Source organism: Nonomuraea sp. NPDC005501 (assembly GCF_040605905.1).
In the GTDB taxonomy this organism is placed as follows: domain Bacteria; phylum Actinomycetota; class Actinomycetes; order Streptosporangiales; family Streptosporangiaceae; genus Nonomuraea.
In genome coordinates this window covers 1-24,690 of the sequence record NZ_JBEXDT010000042.1, presented here as the reverse complement: position 1 = coordinate 24,690, position 24,690 = coordinate 1, and the positions used below count along the sequence as shown (strand labels likewise).

16 protein-coding genes are annotated in these 24,690 nt (G+C 72.1%); 9 read left to right on the top strand and 7 right to left on the bottom strand.

What is annotated here, in order from left to right:
• Positions 1-138 precede the first annotated feature (138 nt).
• On the top strand, positions 139-2,811 hold the full coding sequence (locus ABZS51_RS21120; protein ID WP_355443486.1) for a cellulose binding domain-containing protein: 2,673 nt from the start codon (positions 139-141) through the stop codon (positions 2,809-2,811).
• Positions 2,812-2,839: 28 nt separating this feature from the next.
• Here the strand turns inward: ABZS51_RS21120 and ABZS51_RS21115 are convergent, their stop codons facing one another.
• Genes ABZS51_RS21115 through ABZS51_RS21105 form a run of 3 tightly spaced genes read right to left on the bottom strand, consistent with a single transcriptional unit; the run spans position 2,840 to position 6,412 of the window.
• Complete coding sequence (locus ABZS51_RS21115) at positions 2,840-3,736, bottom strand: carbohydrate ABC transporter permease (protein WP_355443483.1); 897 nt, start codon at positions 3,734-3,736, stop codon at positions 2,840-2,842.
• Positions 3,733-4,740 (bottom strand): ABC transporter permease subunit, encoded by a 1,008-nt coding sequence (locus tag ABZS51_RS21110; protein WP_355443480.1) that lies wholly within the window; start codon positions 4,738-4,740, stop codon positions 3,733-3,735. The genes ABZS51_RS21115 and ABZS51_RS21110 overlap by 4 nt, the downstream gene beginning before the upstream one ends.
• A complete protein-coding gene (locus ABZS51_RS21105; protein ID WP_355443477.1) occupies positions 4,733-6,412 on the bottom strand; it encodes an extracellular solute-binding protein in 1,680 nt (559 codons plus the stop codon). The genes ABZS51_RS21110 and ABZS51_RS21105 overlap by 8 nt, the downstream gene beginning before the upstream one ends.
• Before the next feature lie 192 nt (positions 6,413-6,604).
• Between ABZS51_RS21105 and ABZS51_RS21100 the strand changes: the two genes are divergently transcribed.
• The 3 genes from ABZS51_RS21100 to ABZS51_RS21090 all read left to right on the top strand — a co-directional run bounded on the left by ABZS51_RS21100 (position 6,605) and on the right by ABZS51_RS21090 (position 11,794).
• Positions 6,605-7,816: an ROK family transcriptional regulator gene (locus ABZS51_RS21100; protein ID WP_355443474.1), complete on the top strand. Its 1,212-nt coding sequence runs from the start codon at positions 6,605-6,607 to the stop codon at positions 7,814-7,816.
• 115 nt (positions 7,817-7,931) lie between these two features.
• Complete coding sequence (locus tag ABZS51_RS21095) at positions 7,932-10,793, top strand: glycoside hydrolase family 3 C-terminal domain-containing protein (RefSeq protein ID WP_355443471.1); 2,862 nt, start codon at positions 7,932-7,934, stop codon at positions 10,791-10,793.
• The gene (locus tag ABZS51_RS21090) at positions 10,790-11,794 is read left to right on the top strand and encodes a LacI family DNA-binding transcriptional regulator (protein WP_355443468.1); all 1,005 of its coding nucleotides are present in this window, start codon (positions 10,790-10,792) and stop codon (positions 11,792-11,794) included. The genes ABZS51_RS21095 and ABZS51_RS21090 overlap by 4 nt, the downstream gene beginning before the upstream one ends.
• 67 nt (positions 11,795-11,861) lie before the next feature.
• Here ABZS51_RS21090 and abc-f read toward each other — a convergent pair whose 3' ends face one another.
• Positions 11,862-13,598, bottom strand: a complete 1,737-nt coding sequence (gene abc-f / locus ABZS51_RS21085) for a ribosomal protection-like ABC-F family protein (protein ID WP_355443465.1) — start codon at positions 13,596-13,598, stop codon at positions 11,862-11,864.
• Between the two features lie 74 nt (positions 13,599-13,672).
• On the bottom strand, positions 13,673-14,494 hold the full coding sequence (locus ABZS51_RS21080; protein ID WP_355443462.1) for an SDR family NAD(P)-dependent oxidoreductase: 822 nt from the start codon (positions 14,492-14,494) through the stop codon (positions 13,673-13,675).
• 117 nt (positions 14,495-14,611) lie between these two features.
• Between ABZS51_RS21080 and ABZS51_RS21075 the strand changes: the two genes are divergently transcribed.
• From ABZS51_RS21075 to ABZS51_RS21065, 3 genes are all read left to right on the top strand, one after another.
• Positions 14,612-15,208, top strand: a complete 597-nt coding sequence (locus tag ABZS51_RS21075; protein WP_355443459.1) for a TetR/AcrR family transcriptional regulator — start codon at positions 14,612-14,614, stop codon at positions 15,206-15,208.
• Between the two features lie 11 nt (positions 15,209-15,219).
• The gene (locus ABZS51_RS21070; RefSeq protein ID WP_355443456.1) at positions 15,220-15,831 is read left to right on the top strand and encodes a DUF6461 domain-containing protein; all 612 of its coding nucleotides are present in this window, start codon (positions 15,220-15,222) and stop codon (positions 15,829-15,831) included.
• 770 nt (positions 15,832-16,601) lie between these two features.
• Positions 16,602-18,287: a histidine kinase gene (locus tag ABZS51_RS21065; protein WP_355443453.1), complete on the top strand. Its 1,686-nt coding sequence runs from the start codon at positions 16,602-16,604 to the stop codon at positions 18,285-18,287.
• A gap of 93 nt (positions 18,288-18,380) precedes the next feature.
• On the opposite strand, the gene ABZS51_RS21060 is transcribed toward ABZS51_RS21065, so the two are convergent.
• Together ABZS51_RS21060 and ABZS51_RS21055 are read right to left on the bottom strand one after the other, a co-directional pair.
• The gene (locus ABZS51_RS21060; RefSeq protein WP_355443450.1) at positions 18,381-19,781 is read right to left on the bottom strand and encodes a hypothetical protein; all 1,401 of its coding nucleotides are present in this window, start codon (positions 19,779-19,781) and stop codon (positions 18,381-18,383) included.
• A 139-nt stretch (positions 19,782-19,920) separates the two neighbouring features.
• A complete protein-coding gene (locus ABZS51_RS21055; RefSeq protein WP_310708296.1) occupies positions 19,921-21,669 on the bottom strand; it encodes a biotin carboxylase N-terminal domain-containing protein in 1,749 nt (582 codons plus the stop codon).
• A 194-nt stretch (positions 21,670-21,863) separates the two neighbouring features.
• Here ABZS51_RS21055 and ABZS51_RS21050 point away from each other — a divergent pair, with 194 nt between their 5' ends.
• Together ABZS51_RS21050 and ABZS51_RS21045 are read left to right on the top strand one after the other, a co-directional pair.
• Positions 21,864-22,136, top strand: coding sequence for a WXG100 family type VII secretion target (locus tag ABZS51_RS21050; protein ID WP_310708295.1), 273 nt, complete (start codon positions 21,864-21,866; stop codon positions 22,134-22,136).
• 353 nt (positions 22,137-22,489) lie between these two features.
• Positions 22,490-24,640, top strand: a complete 2,151-nt coding sequence (locus tag ABZS51_RS21045; protein WP_355443446.1) for a serine/threonine protein kinase — start codon at positions 22,490-22,492, stop codon at positions 24,638-24,640.
• Positions 24,641-24,690 lie beyond the last annotated feature (50 nt).

Below are 24,690 nucleotides of genomic sequence, written 5' to 3'. Positions count from 1 at the left end.
ACGTGTGTGAGCCTCAAGGTCGAGGCTCATGCGCGAAGGCGAAGGCGACGGTCAGGGTCCCCCAGACCTGGTCGTGCATGGAGGCCATCCGGGCGGGCGGCACCTTTGGGCACGCGTGCCCGGAAAGGGTAACCCCCCATGCCAAGACGGTTGTTCAGCACGCTCCTGATCGTCGCCGTCGCCCTCGCGGCGGTCGTCGTCAGGATGGCGCCGGTGTCCGCCGTCGCCGCCGATCCCTACGCGTTCAAGAACGTCAGGATCGACGGCGGCGGCTTCGTCCCCGGCATCGTCTTCAACCCCACCGAGCGCAATCTCGTCTACGCCCGCACCGACATCGGCGGCGCCTACCGCTGGAACCAGTCCACCAAGTCCTGGACGCCGCTCCTCGACTGGGCCGGATGGGACAAGTGGGGCTACAACGGCGTGGTCAGCCTCGCCACCGACCCCGTCGACACCAACCGCGTGTACGTCGCGGCCGGCATGTACACCAACTCCTGGGACCCGAACAACGGCGCGATCCTGCGCTCTGCGGACAAGGGCGCGACCTGGCAGGCGACGCCGCTGCCGTTCAAGCTCGGCGGCAACATGCCGGGCCGCGGCATGGGCGAGGCGCTGTCCGTCGACCCGAACAAGAACAGCGTCCTCTACCTCGGCACCCCCAACGGCAACGGCCTGTGGCGCAGCACCGACTACGGCGCCACCTGGGCCAAGGTGACGAGCTTCCCCAACGCCGGCGACTACGCCCAGGACCCGAGCGACCCCAACGGCTACCTGAGCCACCGGCCGGGCGTGGTCTGGGTGACCTACGACCCGCGCTCCTCCGCCAAGGGCGCCGCCACCAAGACGATCTACGTCGGCGTGGCCGACAAGGCCAACAGCGTCTACCGCACCACCGACTCCGGCGCGACCTGGCAGCGGGTGCCCGGCCAGCCGACCGGCTACCTGGCGCACAAGGGCGTGCTCGACACCGCCAACGGCTACCTGTTCATCGCCACCAGCGACACCGGCGGGCCGTACGACGGGGCCAAGGGCGACGTGTGGCGCTACGCCACCGCCACCGGTGTCTGGACCCAGGTCAGCCCGATCCCGTCGTCCAGCTCCGACGACTACTTCGGCTACAGCGGCCTGACCCTGGACCGGCAGAAGCCGGGCACGCTCATGGTCGCCACCCAGATCTCCTGGTGGCCGGACGTGATCTTCTTCCGGTCCACCAACTCGGGCGCCACCTGGACCCGCGTGTGGGACTGGACCTCGTACCCCAGTCGCAGCTTCCGCTACAAGCAGGACATCTCCGAGAACCCGTGGCTGACCTTCGGCGCCAACCCGCAGCCGCCCGAGGTGGCGCCCAAGCTCGGCTGGATGACCGAGTCGCTGGAGATCGACCCGTTCGACTCCAACCGCATGATGTACGGCACCGGCGCGACGCTCTACGGCACCGAGGACCTCACCAAGTGGGACTCGGGCGGCCAGTTCACCATCAGGCCCATGGCCAAGGGCCTGGAGGAGACCGCGGTGCTCGACCTGATCAGCCCGCCCAGCGGCGCCCCGCTGGTCAGCGGCCTCGGTGACATCGGCGGCTTCCGGCACACCAACCTGGACGCCGTGCCGTCGATGATGTTCACCTCGCCTGTCTTCACCACGACCACCAGCCTGGACTACGCGGAGAAGTCCCCGTCGATCATGGTGCGGGCGGGGAACTTCAAGGACTCCGACCGTCCCAACGACAGCCACGTGGCCTTCTCCACGGACGGCGGCGCGAACTGGTTCCAGGGCACCGAGCCCGGCGGGATCGACGAGGGCGGCACGGTGGCCGCCGCGGCCGACGGCTCCCGCTTCGTGTGGGCGCCCAAGGGCGTCACCCCGGTCTACTCGGTGGGCTACGGCAACTCGTGGCAGCAGGCGCAGGGCCTGCCCACGGGCGCGATCGTCGAGTCCGACCGGGTCAACCCGATGACGTTCTACGGCTACAGCGGCGGGCGCCTCTACCTCAGCACCAACGGCGGCGCCACCTTCACCGCCACGGCCGCGACCGGCCTGCCCGCCACCGGCACGGTCCACGTCAAGGCGCTGCCCGGCAAGGAGGGCGACGTGTGGCTGGCCGGCGAGACGGGGCTGTTCCACTCCACGAACGGCGGCGCGGCCTTCACCCGGCTCGGCAACGTCGCCGGCGCGATCAACGTCGGCTTCGGCAAGGCGGCCCCCGGCCAGAGCTACCCGGCGGTGTTCGCGGTGGCCACGATCGACGGCGTCGCCGGCGTGTTCCGGTCGGACGACGCGGGCTCGGCCTGGGTGCGGATCAACGACGACAAGCACCAGTACGGCAACATGGGCGAGGCCCTGACCGGTGACCCGAGGATCTACGGCCGGGTCTATCTGGGCACGAACGGCCGCGGGATCATCTACGGCGACCGCACCGGCCCGACCCCGACGGCCACGCCCACGGTCACCCCGACCGTCACCCCGACCGCGACTCCCACGGTCACTCCGACCGTGACCCCGACGACGGGCAACGGGTGCGCCGCCACCTACACCGTCGGCAACCAGTGGCCCGGCGGCTTCGGGGCCGAGGTCACGGTCAAGAACACCGGCTCCGCGGCCACCACCGGCTGGAAGGTCACCTGGACGTACGGCGGCGACCAGAAGATCAGCCAGCTGTGGAGCGGCACGCTGAGCCAGTCCGGCGCCGCCGTCACCGTGACCAACGCGGGCTACAACGGCGCCCTCCAGCCGAACGCGACCACCTCGTTCGGCTTCAACGCCACCTTCACCGGCACCAACACCAATCCGGTCGTGACCTGCGCGGCGTCGTGACCTGACAGGGGTGACCGGGACGGCCCGGTCACCCCTTGACCGCTCCGACGAGCACGCCCTTGGTGAAGTGCCGCTGCACGAACGGGTAGACGAACAGCACCGGCACCAGCGCGATCACCACGATCGACATCTGGATCGCCAGGTTCGGCGGCGGGCTCTGCCCGGCGGCCACCACGTCGGCGCTCTGGCCCACGAACATCGACTGGCCCTGGTAGACGTACTGCCGCAGCACGAGCTGGAGCGGCCACTTGGCCGTGTCGTTCAGGTACAGCACGGCGTCGAAGAACGCGTTCCAGTACCCGACGGCGTACAGCAGCCCGATCACCGCGATCACGCCCCGGGACATCGGCAGCACGATCCGCCGCAGGATCGTGAACTCGCCCGCCCCGTCGATGCGCGCGCTGTCGGTGACCTCGCCCGGGATGCTCATGAAGAACGCCCGCATCACCACCAGGTTGAACGCCGTGACCGCCACCGGCAGGATCAGCGACCAGTACGAGTCGATCAGCCCGAGCCCGCTGACCACCAGGTACTTCGGGATCAGCCCCGGCCCGAACAGGAACGTCAGCAGGACCAGGAACAGCAGCGGCCGGTGCAGCAGCGAGCCGGGCCGCGACAGCCCGTACGCGGCGAGCGTGGTGACGGTCAGGCTGAGGAGCGTGCCCACCACCGTCACGCCCAGGCTCACCAGCACGGCCCGCGTCACCACGCCGCCGGCGAACAGCTCCTCGTAGGCGGCGAACGACAGCTCGCCCGGCACGGTCACCAGGCCGCCCGCCCGGGTGACCTCCTCCTGTGTCGACAGGCTGGTCACCACCACCATGTACACGGGGAAGACGACGGCGACGACGATCGCGGCCAGCACGGCCGTCTTCCCCGTCCGGCCGATCACGGTGGGCCGCTCCGCCCAGGATGCCGCATTCATGATCTCTTGTAGATTCCCTGCTCGCCGAACCGGTGGGCGACCTTGTTGGCCACCAGGATGAGGATGAGCCCGACCACGCCCTTGACCAGGCCCGCCGCCGCGCCGTAGCTCCACTCGCCGGTCAGCAGCGTGCGCCAGTAGACGAACGTGTCGAGCACCTCGGCCGCGTCGCGGCCCACCGCGTCGCGCTGGATGAAGAACTGCTCGAAGCCGACGTTGAGCGCGTCGCCCAGCCGCAGGATGAGCAGCAGGATGACCACCGGGCGCAGGCCGGGCAGCGTGACGTGCCACATGCGCCGCAGGCGGCCCGCGCCGTCCACCGCCGCCGCCTCGTACAGGTTCTGGTCGATCGCGGCGAGCGCGGCCAGGAAGATGATGGCGCCCCAGCCGGCGTCCTTCCAGATGGTCTCGCTGGTGACGAGCAGCAAGAACGTATCCGGATTTGTCATGATGTCGAGGCCGGAGCGGCCGTGGTCGCGCAGGATCTGCGCCAGCAGCCCGGCCCCGCCGAACATCTGCTGGAACAGCGTCACGACCAGCACCCACGAGAAGAAGTGCGGCATGTACACGATGCTCTGGAGCAGCAGCCGCAGCCGGGGCCGGATGACGCTGTCCAGCAGGAGCGCCAGCACGATCGGCACCGGGAAGTAGAAGACGAGCTGGAAGGCGGTGATGGTCAGCGTGTTGAGCGTCGCGTCCCAGAAGCTCTCGTCCAGCATCAGCCACTGGAAGTTCGCCATCCCCACCCACGGGCTGTCCTTGACGCCCACGTACGGCGAGTAGTCCTGGAAGGCGATCACGTTGCCGAGCAGCGGCACGTAGTGGAAGACGATCAGCAGCCCGATCGCCGGGACCGTCATCAGCAGGAGCTGCCAGTCGCGCCGCAGCCGGGCCCGCAGGCTCGCCGGCCGGGCTCCGCCCGTGCCGCTCGGTGCTGTGCTGTCCGGGGCGGCGGGCGCGGTCAGGTCCCCCGCCGCCCCGGAGTCTACGGAGTCCCTAAGCACGACCGTTGTCCTGCAGGACCTTCAGGTAGAACGCGCGGGCCTCGTCGCCGCCGTCGCGCCGCCACTCGGCCGCGATCTGCTTGACGTCGCTGACGGGCCGCCGCCCGCGCATGATGTCCGTGAACTTGTCCTCCGTCGGCACCTGCAGGCCCGCGTACTTGCCCGGCCGCTGGATCCTGATGCCGTCGAACGGGGTCTTCTCGATGTACGGGAACGAGGCGTTCTGCCAGGCCAGGTTGGCCTGCACCGCGTCCGGGAACGGCCAGTCCACGTACAGCGGGCGCCCGCCGAGGAAGCCGTAGGTGTAGGCGACCTCCTTGGTGCCGAGCTCGGTCGGCTTGGGCACGCCGTCGGAGCCGAGCTCGAAGTGCTTGCCCTTGACCCCGTAGGTGGACAGCTCGTACTCCCTGGTGCCGTACGGCGCCGCGCACCAGTCGAGGATCGACAGCAGCTCCTCCACCTGCGCCTTGGGCAGGCCCTTCTTGATGAAGGTGAAGATGCCGGCCGCGTTGTTGTGGTACATGATCGGCTTGCTGCCGTCGTGCGAGAAGAGGGGGAAGGCGCCCATCGCGAAGCCGGGGTTCTTGGGCCGGTGCTGCTGGAGCAGCTCCTTCCAGCCGCCGAAGCCGTCCCGGTAGATCACGATCTGGCCCGCGCCGATGAGCTCCTTCTCGTTGGCGCCCTTGCTGCTGGTGACGCTCGGGTGGATCAGCTCCTCGGCGAACAGCTTGCGCATCCAGGCGAGCATGAGCTCGAACTCGGGCGTCTCGTACTTGTGGACCAGCTTGCCGCCCTCGTAGCGCCACTCCTGCGGCACCTTGAAGATCGGCCAGGCCATCTCGTGGATGTCGCCGAACGCCCACCGCTTGGCCTTCGCGTCGGTGATCTCCTTGCCGAGCTGGTAGAGCTCCTCGGCGTTCTTGGGATTCTGGTTCCAGCCGTTCTTGTCGAACAGGTCCTTGCGGTAGAGCAGCCCGTACGGGTACGGCTCGGTGGGGTACGGCACCGCCATCAGTTTGCCGTTCCACACCGACCACTGCCAGGCGGCCGTGGGCAGGTTGGCCAGCAGCGCGTACGTCTTGACCCGGTCGCCCTGGAGGTACGGCGTCAGGTCCTCGAAGGCCTGGTCGACGGCCTTGTTGAAGTCGGCCATCTTCTCGATCTCCCAGTTCGGGATGACCATGAGGTCCGGGATGTCCCGGGCCGCGAGCCGGGCGATGGCCTTGTCGACGTAGGTGACGCCGTCGGTGATCTGGAACTCCACGGTGGCGCCGATGTCGGCGTTGACCGCCTGGAAGTAGGAGTTGCTCGCCAGGCCGGGCGGCGGAGGGCCCCACAGCGGGGTCATGGCCTTGTAGCTGCCGCCCTTGCCGGCCTTCCGGGTGAGCGCGGGCACCGGCTCGGCCGGGTAGGAGCTGAACCCGCCGCTGATGTCGGGGACGCCGGGCAGGTTGGACGTGGTGCCGGGCAGGTCGGGCTTGACTGCGGCGAAGGGCACGTAGGTGGGCGTGAGGGTCTTGAGCTTGTCCCCGGCGGCGGCGGTGGCGCCGCCGGAGCCGGGCCGGGGGGTGCTGGGCGCGCTGCAGGCCGACAGCATCCCCGCTGCCGTCAGGCCCACCAGTCCGAGGAATCCGCGCCGGGTGGTCGAAGCGCCTTGAGCGGTAAGTGTCACGGCGCGCTCCCTTCGCCTGTTCAGGGGTTGTCGAGGCAGGTGACATCGCGGTTAGAATTAGTTCGTCTTCCGACCAAACAAATTAGTGGAGTGTGACCGCGGCCACAAGGGAGCGCCCGGGTCACAGGTTGGTGAAGGGCGCCCGCGATACGGCATGCTGGGGACACCTCCTTGGCGGGAACGGGGCTGATTTTGATCACATCCACGACCGGCCCTCAGCCGGCCGACTTCGCCGATGTGCGCGCGACCAACCTCGCGGTGGTGCTGCGCTTCGTGCGCGAACACGCGCCGTGCTCGCGCGCCGACATCGCGGCCTCGACCGGGCTGAACAAGGCGACGGTCTCCAGCCTCGTCGCCGACCTCATCGACCGCCGTCTGGTGCGGGAGACCGGCCTCACCGAGAACCGCGTCGGCCGCCCGGCCACGATGCTCGTCCTCGACGGCTCGCCGTACGCCGCCATCGGCATCGAGATCAACGTCGACCACGTCTCCGCGGTCGCCACCGGCCTCGCGGGGGAGCGGCTGCTCACCTGGCGCCGCGCCTTCGCCGCCGGCGGGTCCGCCAGCCAGGACGTGGCCGCCGTCGCCGCCATCGTCAGGCGCGTCGTCGCCCGCATGGCCCGCGAGGAGCGGCAGGTGCTCGGACTGGCCGTGGCCGTGCCCGGCCTGGTCGACGTGCAGGGCGTCGTGCGCATCGCGCCCAACCTCGGCTGGCGCGACGCCGACCTCGCCGGCGACCTGGCCAAGGCGCTCCGCGACCCCGGCTTCGCCGTCCAGGTGGACAACGACGCCAACCTCGCCGCCCTGGCCGAGCAGCGCTTCGGCGCCCGCGCCGGCGCCGCCGACCTCGTCTACCTGACCGGCGAGATCGGGGTGGGCGCCGGCATCATCCTCGACGGGCGGCTGCGCCGCGGCGGCCTCGGCTACAGCGGCGAGATCGGCCACGTGCAGCTCGATCCCGACGGCCCCGCGTGCCGCTGCGGGCGCCGCGGCTGCCTGGAGGCCGTCGCCGGCATCGGCGCCATCCTGCGCCGCGACCTGTCGCCGAGCGAGATCCCCGTCGAGATCGAGGACGCCGTACGCTCCGCCCGCGCCGGCCACCCCGGCACCCTGGCCGCCCTCGACGCCGCCGGCCGCGGCCTCGGCCGGGGCGTGTCCGTCCTGGCCAACCTGCTCAACCCCGAGGTCGTCGTCCTCGGCGGCTACTACGTGCCGCTCGCGCCGTGGCTGCTGCCGGCGGTGCGGGAGGAGGTGTCGGGCCGGGCGATCGCGCCGGGGGGAGGAGGCTGCGAGGTCGTGGCCTCGACGCTCGGCCTCGACGCGGCGGCGCTGGGCGGCGCGGCCCGGGTGCTCGACTCGGTCGACTCGGGCCGGCTGCCCGGCGCAATATCGCGAATCTCCTGACCTGACTCTTGACCTCGGTCACGGGGACGGGCACCCTTCAGGGAACCCACCGAAATCCCCCCGTAACTTCCCCGGCCGGTCGTCGAAGCGCTTCGACAGTCTCAGAGGGATGGCCATGCACGAACCGTTCCGCGCCCCCTTGCGCGACCTCCCCCGCGACGTCTCCCACGACCTCCCTCCTGATCTCTCTGTCTTCCGGGACCCTGGCGCCCCGCTTCCGGAACGCGTCGCCGACCTGGCCCGCAGGCTCACCCTCGACGAGAAGCTCGGCCTGCTGCACCAGTACCAGGCGCCCGTCGAGCGGCTCGGCCTGGGCCCGTTCCGCACCGGCACCGAGGCGCTGCACGGGCTCGCCTGGCTCGGCCCCGCCACCGTCTTCCCGCAGGCCATCGGCCTCGCCTCCACCTGGGACCCCGAGCTGGTGCGCCGGGTCGGCGAGGCCACCGGCGACGAGGTGCTCGCCTTCCACCACAAGGACCCGTCCGGCGCCGGGCGCAACGTCTGGGCGCCGGTGGTCAACCCGCTGCGCGACCCGCGCTGGGGCCGCAACGAGGAGGGCTACTCCGAGGACCCCTGGCTGACCGGCCTCATGGGTGAGGCGTATGCCCATGGGCTTCGTGGGAGCGATCCCACGGTGCTGCGCACCGCCCCCACGCTCAAGCACTTCCTCGCGTACAACAACGAGACCGACCGCTGCTCCACCTCCAGCAACCTGCCGCCGCGCGTCCTGCACGAGTACGAGCTGCCCGCCTTCCGGCCCGCCATCGAGAGCGGCGCCGCCGTCGCCGTCATGCCGTCGTACAACCTGGTCAACGGCCGGCCCGCGCACCTCAGCCCGCTGATCGAGCGGGTCCTGCGCGCCTGGGCGCCCGACGACCTCCTCGTGGTCAGCGACGCCTACGCCCCCGCCAACCTGACCGGCGTCCAGGGTTACCACGAGACCCTGCCCGAGGCGTACGCGCACGCCGTCAAGGCCGGGCTCGACAGCTTCACCCAGGACGACGACCGGCCCGAGGCCACGCTCGGCCACCTCCGGGAGGCGGTGCGCCGCGGCCTGCTCACCGAGGCCGACGTGGACCGGGCCGTCCGGCACGTCCTGTCGATCCGGTTCCGGCTCGGCGAGTTCGACCCCGCCACGCCGTACGACGACGTCACCGAGGAGGTCGTCAACTGCCCCGCGCACCAGGACCTCGCCCGGGAGGCCGCGCGGCGCTCCATCGTGCTGCTGGCCAACGACGGGCTGCTGCCCCTCGGACCCGTCACCAGGGTCGCGGTCATCGGGCAGCTCGGCGACACGCTCATGGAGGACTGGTACAGCGGCACGCTGCCGTACTCCGTGACCGCCCGCGCCGGGCTGGCCGAGCGGTGCGCGACCGTGTTCTGCGAGGGCGTGGACCGGGTGACGCTCACCGCCGAGGCCGGGCCCGTGACCGCCGACCCGGCCGGCGGGCCGCTGAGCGTCGCGGCCGGCTCCGGAGGCTCGGCGGACCTGTTCGACGTGTTCGACTGGGGCGGCGGCGCCTACGCGCTGCGGGCCGCCGCCACCGGCCGCTTCGTGTCGGCCGAGGACGGGGTGCTCGTCAACGACCAGCCCGGCCCCAACGGCTGGGAGGTGCGCCAGACGTTCCGCGTCGAGGACCGGCCGCGCGGCCTGCTCGCCCTGCGGCACATCGCCACCGGCTGCTACGTCGGCCTCGGTGACGACGGCGTGCTCCGTCTCGTGGACGACGCCGACCAGGCCGCCTGGCTGGCCATGGACGTGGTCAGGAGCGGCGCCCGGCAGGCGGCGGAGCTGGCCGCGGGCGCCGACGTCGCCGTCGTCGTGGTCGGCGACCACCCGCTGGTCAACGGCCGCGAGACCGAGGACCGCACGAGCCTCGCCCTCGCCCCGGCCCAGGACGCCGTCCTCGCCGCCGTCCGCGCCGCCAACCCGCGCACCGTCATGGTCGTCACCAGCGGCTACCCCCTCACCTGGACCACCCCGGACGTGCCCGCCGTCCTGTGGTCGGCCCACGGCGGCCAGGAGTACGGCCACGCCCTGGCCGAGGTGCTGTTCGGCGACGCCGACCCCGAGGGCCGGCTCACCCAGACGTGGTACCGCTCGGCCCAGGAGCTGCCCGACCTGCTCGACTACGACATCATCACGGCCGACGCCACCTACCTGTACTTCCGCGGCACCCCGCTCCACCCGTTCGGGCACGGCCTCAGCTACACCACCTTCGGCTTCGCCGACCTGGGCGTCCGGCTCGTGGACGGGGTGCTGACCGCCGAGGTCACGGTCACCAACACCGGCGCCCGCGAGGGCGTCGAGGTCGTCCAGTTCTACACGCGCCAGCGGCGCTCCCGCGTCAAACAGCCGCTGCGCAGGCTGCGCGGCTTCGAGAAGGTGCGGCTCGCGCCCGGCGAGAGCCGCACCGTGACGCTCCGCCTGCCGGTGGAGGAGCTGGCGTTCTGGGACGTGACGCGGGGCCGGCTCGTCGTGGAGGACGCGCCGCACCGGCTCATGGTCGGCCGCAGCGCCACCGACCTGCGGCTGTGCGCCGACTTCGAGGTGCCCGGCGAGACCGTCCCGCCCCGCACCGGGCCCCTGCGGGCCGTGGACCACGACGAGTACGACGCGGTCGCGTTCGTGGACGCCGACCCGGTCGAGGGCGAGGCGGTCCGCTCGGAGGTCGAGGGCGCCTGGATCGCGTTCCGGCAGGTGGACCTGGCCGGCGCCGCCTCGTGCGCGGTGACGGCCGGCTCGGCCGAGGGCGGAGTGATCACCCTGCGGCTCGGTGACCCCCTCTACGGCGAGGCGCTGGCCGCCTTCCCCGTGCCCCGCACCGGCCGCCACGCCCTCCAGACCCTCACCGCACCGCTTGCGGGCCCCGGCGGGGTCCACGATGTTTATGTCGTGTTCGAGAACGACGGCGTCACGCTCGCCGGCCTCACCTGGGAGCCGGCCGGCCCGTCCATCGGCGGAGCGGGCGATTGAGCGGGCGCGCCGTCACCATCGCCGAGGTCGCCCGGCACGCCGGCGTCGCCGTCAGCACCGTCTCGTACGTGCTCAGCGGCAAGCGGACGATCTCGGCCGACACCCGCAGGCGGGTGCTCGACAGCATCAGCACGCTCGGCTACCACCCGCACGCCGGAGCCCGCTCCCTGGCCAGCAAGCGGTCCAACGTGATCGCCCTGGTGCTGCCGTTACGAGCCGGCATGCACGTGCCGGTCCTCATGCGCTTCGCCACCGCCGTGGTGACGGCCGCCCGCCGCTTCGACCACGACGTGCTGCTGCTGACGGCCGACGAGGGCCCCGAGGGCATCCGGCGGGTGGCGGCCAGCGCGCTCGTCGACGCCCTCGTGCTCATGGACGTCGAGCTGCACGACCGCCGCGCGCCGCTGCTGAGGGAGCTGGCCGAGCCCAGCGTGCTCATCGGCTTCCCCGCCGAGCCGGCCGGCCTCACCTGCGTCGACCTGGACTTCGCCGCCGCCGGCGCCCGCTGCGTCGCCCATCTCGCGGAGCGGGGACACCGGCAGATCGCGTTGCTGGGCGCCCCGCACGTCGTCTACGACCGGGGCACGGGCTTCGCCCGCCGTACCAGGGAGGGCTTCACCGAGGCGGTCGCCGCGCACGGGCTGGACGGGCTCGCGCTGCCGTGCGAGGAGACGTTCGACGAGGTCCACACGACCATCACCCGCCTGCTCACCGAACGGCCGGCGCTGTCGGGCCTGGTCGTCCACAACGAGTCGGCCGTCAACCACGTGCTCGGCGCGCTGCGCCAGCTCGGGCGGCGGGTGCCGGAGGACGTCGCCGTGGTCGCCATCTGCCCGGACGACGTGGCCGAACGCGCCAGCCCCCCGCTCACCTCGGTCCTGATCCCGGCGGAGGAGGTCGGCAGGGAGGCGGTGCGCCTGGTGATGGAGAAACTCGAAGGCCGCGAGGTCCCGGACGCCACCCTCCTCCCACCCCACCTCGCCATCCGCTCCAGCACCTGACCAGGCCGGGCGCTCCTCGGGGTCGGGGGACCGGCTGGGACGGCGGACCCGTGGCGGCCCCGGCCGGCTATGCCGCCACCCCCTCGTCCAGTTTCAGCCGGGAGCCGGTGAAGGAGGCCCGCAGGCGCCGATCGTGCGTCACGACGACCAGCGCGCCGTCGTAAGAGACGAGCGCCTCCTGCAGTTGCTCCACGAGCATCGGCGACAGGTGGTTGGTCGGCTCGTCCAGCAGCAGCAGGTCCACGGGCTCGCTCACCAGCCGTGCCAGCTCGATCCGGCGCCGCTGCCCGTAGGACAGCTCTCCGACGCGCAGCCCCAGGTCCGACGGCCGGAACAACCCCAGGGCGAGCAGCGCGTCCGCGTGCTCGTCCAGGCTCCCGAGCCGTCCGTGCGCGTAGGCCCGCAGCACGGTCCACTCCGCCGTCCCGGCCGGCCCGTCCTGTCGAAGACCCTTGGCCCTGCCGGCCGGCCGCACGTCGCCGGTGTCCGGCTCGTCCTGCCGGAAGAACCCGACCCGGCCGGCCCGCCGTACCTCGCCCGCGTCCGGCCGCAGCTCTCCGGCGAGTACGCGCATCAGCGTGGTCTTGCCCGCCCCGTTCGGGCCGGTGACGAGCAGCCGCTCACCGGCGTGGACGGCCAGGGACTCCAGGCGGAGCCGCCCCGTCACTTCCACGCCGTCGAGCGTGACCACTTCGGTCCCGGCAGCGGCTCCCGAGGTGGCGAGGGCGGCGGTGAAGCGCAGCGGCTCGGGCGGCGGCAGCGCCGGGCGCTCGGTGAGCCACCGTAGCCGCTGCTGGGACTGCCGGATGCGCCCGGCGGCCCCGTGTGTACGCGAGCGTGCCCGCCAGGTCCCGGTCCCCATGCCCGCCTTGGGCGTCTTGCGCGGGATCGCCGAGAGTCGCCCCGCGTTGGCCGCCACCAGCGTGGCATGCCGGTCCAGCTCCGTCTTCCACTCCTCGTGGGCCCGCGCCTGTGCGGCGCGTTCGGCGGCCTTGGCCGCCAGGTATCCGGCGTACCCGTCGCCGTAGCGGCGCACCTGCCCGTCGGCGACCTCCAGGATGGCGGTGGTCACCCGCTCCAGGAACACCCGGTCGTGCGTGATCGCCACGATCGTGCCCCGGTGGGCGCGCAGGCGCTGTTCGAGCCAGGCCACCGCCCGGTCGTCCAGGTCGTTGGTCGGCTCGTCGAGCAGCAGCAGCTCAGGAGCGGATGCCAGCGTGGCGGCCAGGGCGAGCCTGGAGCGTTCGCCACCGGAGAGCGTGCCCAGCGGGCGGCTCCGGTCCAGCCCGGGCAGCCCCAGCCCGTGCAGCGCGACGTCCACACGGGCGTCGGCCTCGTAGCCGCCCCGCGCCTCGAACTCCGCCACCAGGCGGGCGTAGACGTCCAGCGCCGGCAGGCCCGAGCAGGCCTCTGCCCCCGCGTGGACATCCTGGTCGGCGCGCGCCTCCGTGCCGGTCTCCGCGAGTGACCGCTCGGCCGCCCGCATCCGGGCTTCGAGCTCTCGCAGGTCGGCCAGCGCCAGATCGACGGCATCGGCCACCGTCGCGTGCGGCGGCAGCGCGAGCGACTGCGGCAGGTAGCCGACGCCGCCGGGCGCGACGACCACGAGCTCGCCGTTGTCCGGCCGTTCGGCGTCCGCCATCAGCCTGATCAGCGTGGACTTTCCCGAACCGTTGTCGCCGATCACCCCGATCCGCTCGCCGGACTTGATGGTGAGTGACACGCGGTCCAGGACGACGCGGGTGCCGTAACGCTTGGTGATCTCGGTCAGTGCCAGTTGGGCGGCGGTACGTATGGGGCCCATCTCCTCTTCTCGGCGCGGTTGACTCCTCGGGTCCACGGCTCGGCTCGTTCCCGACGCGTGGACTGACGCCCGCCTCAGCCCGGAGCCTGCCGGCTGAGGTGCTCCCAGGCCCGGTACTCCTCCGTGCGGGCCTGGTCCATCTGCTGGACCATGTCGTAGGAGGCGCCGCCGACGATCAGCCGCAGCGGCGGCTCCGCCAGGCCGGCCAGCTCCATGACCACCGGCGCTGCGGTGCTCGGGTCGGGACCGGCGTCCTCGCCCCACATCTCGGCCAGCCTGGCGCGCAGCGGCTCGTACTCCGGGAGCGGCTCTGTCGTCGTGGTGCCCCGCGTGAACAGGTCCGTGCCGTACCCGCCCGGCTGCACGATCGTCACTTTGATCCCGAACGGCGCCACCTCCATGGCCAGCGCCTGGCTCATCGAGTCGAGCGCGCTCTTGCTCGCCGCGTAGAAACCGACGGACGCGAACCCGCCGCCGGTCCCCATCGAGGTGACCTGCAGGATGTGGCCGGACCCTTGCGCCCGCAGGTACGGCACGACGGCCTGGGCCACCCAGACCGCGCCGAAGAAGTTCACCTCGAACTGGGCGCGGATCTGCTCCTCGGTGGCCTCCTCCACCATGCCGAACAGCATCGTGCCGGCGTTGTTGACCACGATGTCCAGCCGTCCGAACGCCTGCGCCGCCCGGCCCACCACGTCCCGCACGGCCGCGCGGTCGGAGACGTCCAGCGTCAGCCGTACGAGGCTGTCGGGGTGCGCGGCGGCGAGGTCGCCGAGCGGCCCGAGGTCGCGCGCGGCGGCCACGACGCGGTCTCCGGCGGCGAGCGCCGCCTCGGCGAAGGCCCGGCCCAGGCCTCTGGAAGCGCCGGTGATGAACCATACGCGGGGGGTTGTCACGTGGTCTCCTCGCATTCATGAGACGAGACGGTTCGCCTCGTGAAAGCAGAGTCTGCAGGCGTGACGGTCCGCTGTCAAGACGAGACGTATCGTCTCGTTTGGTGGTACGCTTGGGGCGTGCCCAACCCCAGAACACCCAACCCCGCCCGCCGCAACGAGCGATCCCGGCGGGCCGTCCTCGACGCCGCGCGCGATCTGGTCTCCGAGCTCGGTTACGCCAAGGTGACGATCGAGGCCATCGCCGCCCGGGCGGGAGTCGGCAAGCAGACCATCTACCGCTGGTGGCCGTCCAAGGGGGCGGTGATCTTCGACTCGTTCCTGGTGCTCAGCGAGGGCGGGGAGGGGGTGCGGCTGCCCGACACGGGCGACCTCGAGGCCGACCTCAAGATGGTCATGCGGGCGACCGTCGCCGAGTTCGCGGACCCGGCGTTCGAAGCACCCGTCAGGGCACTCAACATGGAGATCATCGGCGATCCCACCCTGGCCGCCATGTATCGCGAGAAGTTGGCCGGCCCCGTCGACGAAGCCAAGAAGGAACGGCTCCGCAGCGGCCAGCGAGCGGGCCAGCTGGCCGCGGACGCCGACCTCGATCTGGTGCTGGAAGTGCTGTACGCCCCTCTCTACCAGCGCTGGCTGCTCCGCTCCGGGCCGCTCACCCCGGAGTACGCCGACGCGCTCGTGGAGACCACCCTTCGCGCGTTCCGCCCCGAGTAGCCTGAGCGGCCATGCAGCCACCGACCCACCTGCACGACCTTCTGGTCGCGACGCTCTTCACCGAGGGGCTGGATGCCGAGATGGACCTGTGGGCGCTGGGATTCAGCGCCATGTGGATCACGGGCGCGGATCTCGACGCGCTCGCCCGGGACTTCCACCTGGACCTCGCCACCCGGGCCCCGTGCTACCTGAGCGAGATCCTCGATCACGCCATCGACGACGGGTCCCGGTGGGTGGCCGAGGTCAACGGCTGGATCGGCATCGTGCCGGCGCACGGCCACGGCGACTTCCTGCGCTCCATCACCGAAGGCGGCCGTCAGGCCCTCGGCCTCCTCATGGACATCAACTTCAACGCCTACTTCGACTACGCCCGCGACGGGCGCATCATCGCCTCCTTCGATCCACTTCTGCCAGAGAGGCGGTACGGAGACGCCCCGCACGCGCTCGATCACCTGATGGACGGACTGCGTTTCCAGATCAGCGATGACGACGTCCTCGACAATCCCGTGGAGGATCCGGAGAGCATCAGCTCAGCCCTGGCGCTGATCGGACGCGTCACGGGAACCGACATCGCCACCGACTGGTTCCTGGCACAGCACTCACGCATCAGCCCCGCCGCTTAGCCGGAGACACACACGCTTCGAGCGAACATGTGCGTCGGTCCTGAGCCAGTGGGCCGTCACCGCAACCAGATCGACAGCCCACAAGCCCTCACTGCCCGCAGGGGGCCGGCCATCGGCATGCCGCACTGCCGCAGGCCAGCGCACGCGAACTGATGTCGGTGGCAGTGATGCGGTCGAACGCCCGGTGAGCCAGGACGGCGGCGAGCACCCCCGTCCCTGTGCCCCAGCACGAGGCCTGGCAGGACCATGCTTGAGGTGCGTGGTGTGCTCCCCGAGCGTAGAGATTCTCGTCCAGGGTCCCGGACCAGCCGTCGAGCTCCAGCAGGTGCCACGATCTCGTGAACTACGACGAAGGTAGTAGTACCTGCTGAAGTGGTCGGGGAGCCTCACTCGGAGGATGATTGCATCTGCTGACGGCAACGGTCGGCAGACGGTCGCCGTGCCCGCCGTCGAAGGCTACGGCCGCAGGGTGAATGCGGGTACATGAGCTGGTCGGACAGCGCTGAAGTGGCGCCGGTCCAGGGTGAACACCTCCGAGATCTTCAAGCGTTCGGCTATCGCCACAACGGCGGCATCTGAGCCGCCGAGGACGCCCGCCCACCTGGACTGACCCGGTAGACGCAGTTCAGCTACGGCAGCACATCTGTACGGCGTTGCTGCGGTGGGCTGGGAGCATGCTTGATGTGCGTGATGTGCTCCCCCAGCCGCGGCAACCCGAACCAGGGCTCCCTCGGACGGAACCTCCCCGGCCGCGGCGGCCCGACCTGGCGGTGCGGCTCGTCAGGCGCCTGGTGTCCCGGCAGGTCAGCCGCCTGACGGGTCGGCTCGGAAGGCATCGGGGCGTCGTCCTGTGGCTGCTGCTCGCCGTCCCCGCCCTCGTCGGTGCCCTCGTCCTGGAGGGACGCGAGGCGCTCGTCTCGGCCGCCGGCCTGCCGCTGCTCGGCGTCGCCGTGACCGTGCGCCGGCGGTGGCCGCTCGTGGCGCTGGCCGTGCCCGTCGCGCTCGGGCTGGCGCTCGACGTCGAGCTGCTCGCCGCGCCGTACTGGCCGGCGCTCGCGGTCCTCGCCTTCCTGGCCGGCGGCCGGGTGGCGGCCCGGCCGGCGCTGTGGTTCTTCGCCGCCGTCGGGGCCGCGGGGCTGCCGCTGTGCGCGTTCCTGTCGCCGGACCGGCTGTGGGGCTGGTCATCGCTGCTGATCATCCTGCTGCTTGTCGTGGTGGTGCCGTGGCAGCTCGGCCGGTACCGCCGGCAGTACGCCGCCCTCGCCCGCGCCGGATGGCGGCTGGCCGACCGCATGGAGCGCGAGCAGCGGGCCGTCGCCGCGCAGGCCCGCATGCGCGAGCGGGCCCGCATCGCGGGCGACATGCACGACTCGCTCGGGCACGACCTGACCCTCATGGCCATGCGGGCCGCCGCGCTCCAGCTCGACCCCGCGCTGGACCCTCGGCACCAGGCCGTGGCGGCGGAGCTGCGTGCGGCCGCCGCCGAGGCGACCGAGCGCCTGCGCGACATCGTCGGAGTCCTGCGCACCGACGACGACCGGCCGGGCGACGATCAGCTTCACGACGGCGAGTACGACGGCGAGTACGACGGCGAGCACGACGGCGAGCGGGGCGACGAGCGGGGCGACGAGCAGGGGGACGACGGGAGCGGAGGTGGGCGGTCCGCCGCCGGGAGCCCGCTCGCGCTGGTCCGACGGGCCCGCGCCGCAGGTCTCGACGTCGACCTGGAACGCCTGGACGACCTCGCCGGCCTGCCCCCCATGACCGCCCTGGCCGCGCACCGCGTCGTTCAGGAGGCCCTGACGAACGCCGCCAAGCACGCCCCCGGCGCGCCCGTGCGCGTCCGGGTGTCCCGCGAGGGCGGCACGCTGCTCGTGACCGTCGCCAACGGGCCCGCCGACGCCTCCGGTCCCGTGGCGCGCGCCGTGTCGGGCGGTGCCGGGCTGGTGGGCCTGGACGAGCGGGTACGCCTGGCAGGCGGCGCGCTGCGCGCGGGTCCCGTACCGGGAGGAGGGTTCGAGGTCGTGGCCGAGCTGCCCACCGAGGCGAACGCGGCGGCGCGCCCGGCCGCCGAGCCCGTCCGCGGCACGTCCGCGACCGAGCTGGCCCGGGCGGAGCGGGAGGTGCGCCGCGGCCTGGCCCAGACCGTGATGGTGCCGCTGGCGGTGCTGGCCGGCATCCTGCTGCTGATGATCCCCGTCTGGCTGCTCAGCTCGTCGCTGTCCGTCCTGCCGCGCGGCACGTACGACGGGCTGACGGTGGGCGCCACGCGCGGTGAGGTGGAGGCGCATCTGCCCGCGGTGACCATGGACGGCCCGCCCGACGGCGCCCCGCCGCCCCCGGCCGGTGAGAGCTGCGTGTACTACACCGTGCGGGCCTTCGACGACGACGCCTACCGGCTGTGCTTCGCGGGCGACCGGCTCCGTTCCAAGGCCGTGGTCGGCCGGCGGGAGTGAGGGCGGAGACGCGACGGCGGGAGTGAGGGCGGAGACGCGACGGGCGCGCCCCCCGGAGGGGACGCGCCCGATCATGCGGTGAGACGTGCCGGCTTACCAGTCGCCGCCGCCGCCGAAGTCGCCACCACCGAAGTCGCCGCCGCCGCCGAAGTCGCCCCAGCCGCCGCCACCGCCGCCGAGGTCTCCGCCACCGCCGAAGTCGCCGCCGCCGCCGCCGAAGTCACCGCCGCCGCCGTCGGAGTAGCCCTCGGCGTAGCCGGCGCCGTAGCCGCCGTAGCCGCCGTGGAACATGCTGCCCATCATGGTGCCGATGAACATGCCGGTCATGATGTCGCCGAAGCCGCCGTAGTAGCCGTAGGCGTACGGCTGGTAGGCGGGGCCGGCGTCGTAGTAGGGCCGGCGCTCGCCGTTGACCATGACCTCGCGCATCTGCGGGTCGAAGCCGCGCTCGACGGCCTCGGCGTCGGCCGCACAGGCGGGCACGTCGCGCACCGCGCCGCCGGCCGGGGCCCAGCGGACGTCGCGCACCGACGGGCCGTGCTGCGGGTTGAAGAAGCAGGGCGCGCGCCGCTCGGGCACGGGCTGGTTGTTGACCCTGGCCTTCACCACGGCCAGCGCGTAGCGGCCGTCCTCCAGCGTCTGGGTGACCTCGCGCACCTGGTCGGCCCGCTGGACCGCGGCGAGCTGCGTCTTGGCCTTCTCGTAGGCGTCGAGCGCCTGCTGCCACTCCTGGATGTTGGCGCCGCCCTGACCGGCCAGGGTGACGTCCGTGTCGAGCCCGGTGATCTCCTCGCCGAACTTGGTGACGTCCTCTTCGACGGTCTGCTTGACCGCGGCCAAGTCCTTGGCGTCCTGGATGGCCTGCTTCTTCTTCTTGTTCTTGGAGTAGAGGAAGTAGCCGCCGCCGCCGACCAGCGCGATCGCGCCGAGGCCGACGAGCACGCCGGAGCCGCCGCCGTCGCCGCCCACCGGGCCGGAGTCGAGTGCGGACCTCTTGCCCTCGGCCATCAGGTTGACCCGGGAGACGAAGTCGTCGATGCCGGCGGCCATGTCGTCCTTGTGGTTGCGCACGGCCAGCTTGGACAGCCGGTCGGTGGCGCCGGACCCGCCGAAGTTGGACATGGCGAACATCGAGGTGCCGTCGAGCACGACCACGGTCACCTGGCCGCCGCCCTTGGCCTGAACGGTGGCCTGGCCGAGCCCGCTGACGTACCCCTTGGGGTCGGTCACGGAGCCGTCGGGCAGCGCGGCGACGTAGACGTCGCTCTTGGAGTCCTTCAGCGTCTCGCGGATGGCGGACTGCTGGTCCGACGTCAGCGGCGAGCCGGACTCCACGTAGAGGGGGTCCTTCTTGTCCTTCCAGTAGGACACGACGGACTGCGCGTCAGGCGGCGCCGCCGCCGCGGTTGCCGCGGGGGAGAGTGCGAGAACGACGAGCAGACCGGCGAACAGAGCCGCGATCGCGGCCCCGGTTCGGCGCAGCGAATGGGTCATGGGCAGCAAGCCTCCTTCGCCCTTGAGGACGAACGGGCGATCGGCGAAGTTCCTCACTGGGGCACGTTACTTGTTTCGTACGGACGGGCGCGCCGCGTGACGGCGCCTTCCCGGGACCCTCTACCCGGAGGTCCGCAGGTCAGGCGTCCTTGATCTCGCAGATTGTCGCGCCGGAGGTGACCGCCTGGCCTACTGCGGCGCCGAGGCCGGTGATCGTGCCGGACTTGTGGGCGGCCAGCGGCTGCTCCATCTTCATGGCCTCCAGCACCACGACGGTGTCGCCCTCGGCCACCGTGTCACCGTCGCTCGCGACGACCTTGACGATCGTGCCCTGCATGGGGCTGACCAGCGCGTCGCCGCCCGCCGCCGTCTTCTGCGCGCCGCCGCCGCGCTTGGGACGCCGCCCGGCGGCCGGGGAGGAGGCGGTGGTGGTCGCGCCGAGGCCGGCGGGGAGCACGACCTCCAGGCGCTTGCCGCCGACCTCGACCGTCACGCTCTCGCGGGCGGCGGGCTCGGCGGCGGCCTGCTCGCCGTCGTACGGCGCGATCGTGTTGTCGAACTCGGTCTCGATCCACCGCGTGTGGACGGAGAACGGCTCGGCGGTGAAGGCCGGGTCGGACACGATCGCCCGGTGGAACGGCAGGACGGTCGGCATGCCGCCGATCTCGAACTCGGCCAGGGCACGGCGGCTGCGCTCCAGCGCCTCCCGCCGGGTGCGTCCCGTGATGATCAGCTTGGCGATGAGCGAGTCGAACGTGCCGGGCACGGTCATCCCGGCCTCGTAGCCGGAGTCGAGCCGGACGCCCGGCCCGGACGGGGCGCGCAGCACGGTCAGCGTGCCGGGGGCGGGCAGGAAGCCGCGGCCGGCGTCCTCGGCGTTGATGCGGAACTCGATCGAGTGGCCGCGCAGCACCGGGTCGTCGTAGCCGAGCGGCTCGCCGTCGGCGATGCGGAACATCTCGCGCACCAGGTCGATGCCCGACACCTCCTCGGTGACCGGGTGCTCGACCTGGAGGCGGGTGTTGACCTCCAGGAAGGAGATCGTTCCGTCCTGGCCGACGAGGAACTCGCAGGTGCCCGCGCCGACGTAGCCGGCCTCCCGCAGGATGGCCTTGGAGCTGGAGCGGAGGATCTCCATCTGCTCGTCGCTGAGGAACGGCGCGGGCGCCTCCTCGACGAGCTTCTGGTGCCGGCGCTGGAGGGAGCAGTCGCGGGTGCTGACGACGACCACGCCGCCGTGCCGGTCGGCCAGGCACTGGGTCTCGACGTGGCGGGGCCGGTCGAGGTAGCGCTCGACGAAGCACTCGCCGCGGCCGAAGGCGGCCACGGCCTCGCGCACGGCCGACTCGTACAGCTCGGCGACCTCCTCGATGCGGCGGGCCACCTTGATGCCGCGCCCGCCGCCGCCGTACGCGGCCTTGATGGCGATCGGCAGGCCGTGCTCCTCGGCGAACGCGACGACCTCGCCGGCGCCGGAGACGGGGTCCTTGGTGCCGGCGACCAGCGGGGCGCCGACCTTCTGCGCGATGTGCCTGGCCCGCACCTTGTCGCCGAGCGCGGCGATGGCGGCGGGCGGCGGGCCGATCCAGGTCAGGCCCGCGTCGATCACGGCCTGCGCGAAGTCGGCGTTCTCGGACAGGAAGCCGTATCCGGGGTGGACGGCGTCGGCGCCGGAGCGGCGCGCGACGTCCAGCAGCTTGCCGATGTCGAGGTAGGTCTCGGCGGGGGACCGGCCGCCCAGCGCGTACGCCTCGTCGGCCGTTCTGGCGTGCAGGGAGTCGAGGTCCTGGTCGGCGTAGACGGCCACGCCGGCGATGCCGGCGTCCTTGCAGGCGCGGGCCACGCGCACGGCGATCTCGCCGCGGTTGGCGATGAGAACCTTCTGCACCGACGTTCGTCCTTCCTCGACGGGCACTCAACGGAGTCTAGGTGCCGGCCACCGGCTCCCCCCAGGTGCCCCGAGCCGCACGGGGAAACCGAATGATCCTCTGGACGACCATAGCCGCTCGGCATAACAGGGGCGATGGGCCCCCGCGGCGCGCCTATGGTGAGTGCGCTATCACGACGATCCAGGAGGTATGCATGGGCCAGAACCTGCTCGGTGGCGACCCCGCGGAAATGCAGTCGATGGCGACGCAGTTCACCCAGCAGTCGGAGGCGGTGCGCACCACGATGACCGCGCTCGACCGCGAGGCGGCGAAGGTCGGCACGGCCTGGACCGGCCAGGGTGCCATCCATTTCCAGGGAGCCTGGCAGAACTACCGGACCGCCTTCCAGCGGATGACCGAGGAGCTGCAGGAGGCCGCCCGGGTCATCAACACCTACCGCGGCAACATCGAGTCCGCGACCCGCTGATCGAAGAGCTTCGCGAAGGCCCCGGCGCGAGCCGGGGCTTTTTCGTTGTGTACGGAAGCATGCGTGAATGGGGCGATGCCGTGAATCTGCGGTAACGAACCCGATGCCGCTGGATCACGAATTCATCAACACCGGGCACCGGATCTCGCGGGAGGGCGGAGGGCCCGGGCACCGCCGGGCCCGTCACCTGGATGTCCGTGAAAGGTCGCCCGCGCGTGGCCTCGCGAAGGGCTTCTCGCTCACGGAAGCGTCGGCGGGCGATTGCCGGACGCCGGACCGAAACTACTGATACAAAAGTGACAGAATTCGGCTAAATATGCCTCACGTCATGCTTTGACCTGAAGGGAAGTAAGATGCACCCTCTGCGGCCGGGGGACCCTGAGCGGTTGGGCGAGTACGCCGTCATCGGGCGGCTCGACGGGAGCCCGCGAGGCACCACCTTCCTCGGCCAGGAGGCCGACGACGCGTCCCTGCGGGTGATCAAGCTGCTGCCCCCTGCGCCGGGGGCGGGACCGGAACAGGCGCAGCGGTTCACCGCCGTCCGGCGTATTTCCTCCGCGTCCGTGGCCAAGGTGCTGGACGCCGGCCTGCACGAGGAACGACCGTACGTCGTCCGGGAGCACATCGAGGGCCGCAGCCTCGCCGAGGCCGTCGCGGCCGACGGCCCGATCACCGGCGACGCCCTGGAGCGCATCGCGGTGGGCGTGCTCACCGCCCTGACCGCCGTCCACCTGGCCGGCATCACGCACCGCGGCCTCACGCCGCACAACGTGATCCTCGGCACGGACGGCCCGGCGGTGACCGACGTCGACCTCGGCGAGGCCGCCGGTGACATCGATTACCGCGCGCCCGAGCAGATCAGGGGCCTGGGGTACGGCCCGTACGCCGACGTGTTCGCCTGGGCGGCCGTCGTCGCCTTCGCGGCCACCGGCCGGCCTCCCTTCGGCCACGAGGAGGAGGCGGTGCTCAACGGCGCGCCGGACCTCGACGGCCTGCCGGAGCCGCTGCGCCGGGTGGTGCTGACGGCGCTGTCCAAGGAAGTGGCGCAGCGCCCGACCACCTACACCGCGTTGCTCCAGCTCCTCGGCGACAAGGGGAGCGAGGACGGCGCCGCCGTGCAGGCGGGCGGCATCGCCCCGGTCGCGCCGGTGCCGCCGCAGGAGCGGACCGAGCTCCTGCCGCCCGCGCAGCTGCCGCTCGAAGGGGTGCCCGTCCAGCAGCCCGGCGCGTGGGGTCCGCCCTCCGCGCATCAGCCGCCGCTGGAGGGCGTGCCCGTCCAGCAGCCGGGCGCCTGGGGTCCGCCGCCCGAGCAGCAGGCCGGACCCTCGTGGGGGCCGCCGCAGGACCAGCAGCAGGTGTGGCGCGTCCCGCAGCAGGGGGAGAGGACGACCGTCCGACGCAGGCCGTTCCCGGTCGGGCTCGCCGCGGCGGTCGCCGCCGTCGTGCTCGTGTCGGGTGTGGGCCTGTGGGGGGCGAGCCAGTACGCGGACGTGCGCCTTCAGACGGTCGCCGCGGGCTCCGCGACGCCGACCGGCGACAAGAACGTGCTGAGCGGCCTGGGCAAGGCGCTGGGGCCGCAGCAGGAGGTGGGGCAGCCCGGGCAGCCGGGGCAGCCCGACCCACAGCAGTCGCAGCCGGAGGTGACGGTCCCCTGGGCCGACACGCCGAGTGCCGATCCGACGGGGATCGCGCCCATCGAGCTGACGACGGACTGGCCGTCGGACGGCGCGCCCACGCCGGAGCTGAGCTCGGTGCCGACGCCCGCGCCTGTCGTCACGCAGCCGGTCACGCCGCCGACGGGCCAGCCCACGGTCAGCCAGCCCACGGCGAGCGCGGAGCAGACCAGGTCGCGGTCCGCCAGGCCCACTCAGGAGCAGTCGCCGACCAAGGAGCCCGAGCGCAGCAAGGACCCCCAGCCGACGAAGGAGCCCACCAAGGAGCCGACGAAGGAACCGACGAAGGAGCCGAGCAAGGAGCCCACCAAGGAGCCCGAGCCGACGAAGGAACCGACGAAGGAGCCCACCAAGGAGCCGACGAGGGAGCCGGAGCCGACGCCCACGAAGACGACCCAGGCTCCGAAGCCGACGCCCACGAAGACGACCCAGGCTCCGAAGCCGACGCCCACGAAGACGACCCAGGCTCCGAAGCCGACGCCGACCAAGACCACCGAGGCTCCGAGGACGAACCCCCACAGCCCCACCTCGGTGTGCGGCTCCGGGTATTACGTCCAGCGGTCCAGCTCGTTCGCGGGCGGTACGACGTACCAGCTCTACAACAACAGCAGCGGTCAGAACTGTGTGGTCACGCTCAAGACCACGGACATCGGCAAGAAGACCCCCGTCAGCGCCACCTTGGACGTGCAGGGCGGCGGCAGCAAGAGCGACAGCGGCAACTTCGACTACTACGCCGGCCCGGTGTATCTCCCGGCCAAGGGCAAGTGCGTGAAGTACTCCGGCAGCGCCGGCGGCGGCAGCACCAGCGCCGGCTGGGCCAACTGCGGCTGAGCCGCCCGTCCGGGCACGCCGGGCGGCGCGGCCGGGAGGGTCAGTCCTCC

Excerpts from the sequence above, each read along its gene's own strand:
- ABZS51_RS21120 (WP_355443486.1), top strand. The coding sequence starts at position 139 with ATGCCAAGACGGTTGTTCAGCACGCTCCTGATCGTCGCCGTCGCCCTC.
- ABZS51_RS21095 (WP_355443471.1), top strand. The coding sequence starts at position 7,932 with ATGCACGAACCGTTCCGCGCCCCCTTGCGCGACCTCCCCCGCGACGTC.
- ABZS51_RS21045 (WP_355443446.1), top strand. The coding sequence starts at position 22,490 with ATGCACCCTCTGCGGCCGGGGGACCCTGAGCGGTTGGGCGAGTACGCC.
- ABZS51_RS21115 (WP_355443483.1), bottom strand. The coding sequence starts at position 3,736 with ATGAATGCGGCATCCTGGGCGGAGCGGCCCACCGTGATCGGCCGGACG.
- ABZS51_RS21050 (WP_310708295.1), top strand. The coding sequence starts at position 21,864 with ATGGGCCAGAACCTGCTCGGTGGCGACCCCGCGGAAATGCAGTCGATG.
- ABZS51_RS21070 (WP_355443456.1), top strand. The coding sequence starts at position 15,220 with ATGCAGCCACCGACCCACCTGCACGACCTTCTGGTCGCGACGCTCTTC.
- abc-f (WP_355443465.1), bottom strand. The coding sequence starts at position 13,598 with ATGGGCCCCATACGTACCGCCGCCCAACTGGCACTGACCGAGATCACC.
- ABZS51_RS21060 (WP_355443450.1), bottom strand. The coding sequence starts at position 19,781 with ATGACCCATTCGCTGCGCCGAACCGGGGCCGCGATCGCGGCTCTGTTC.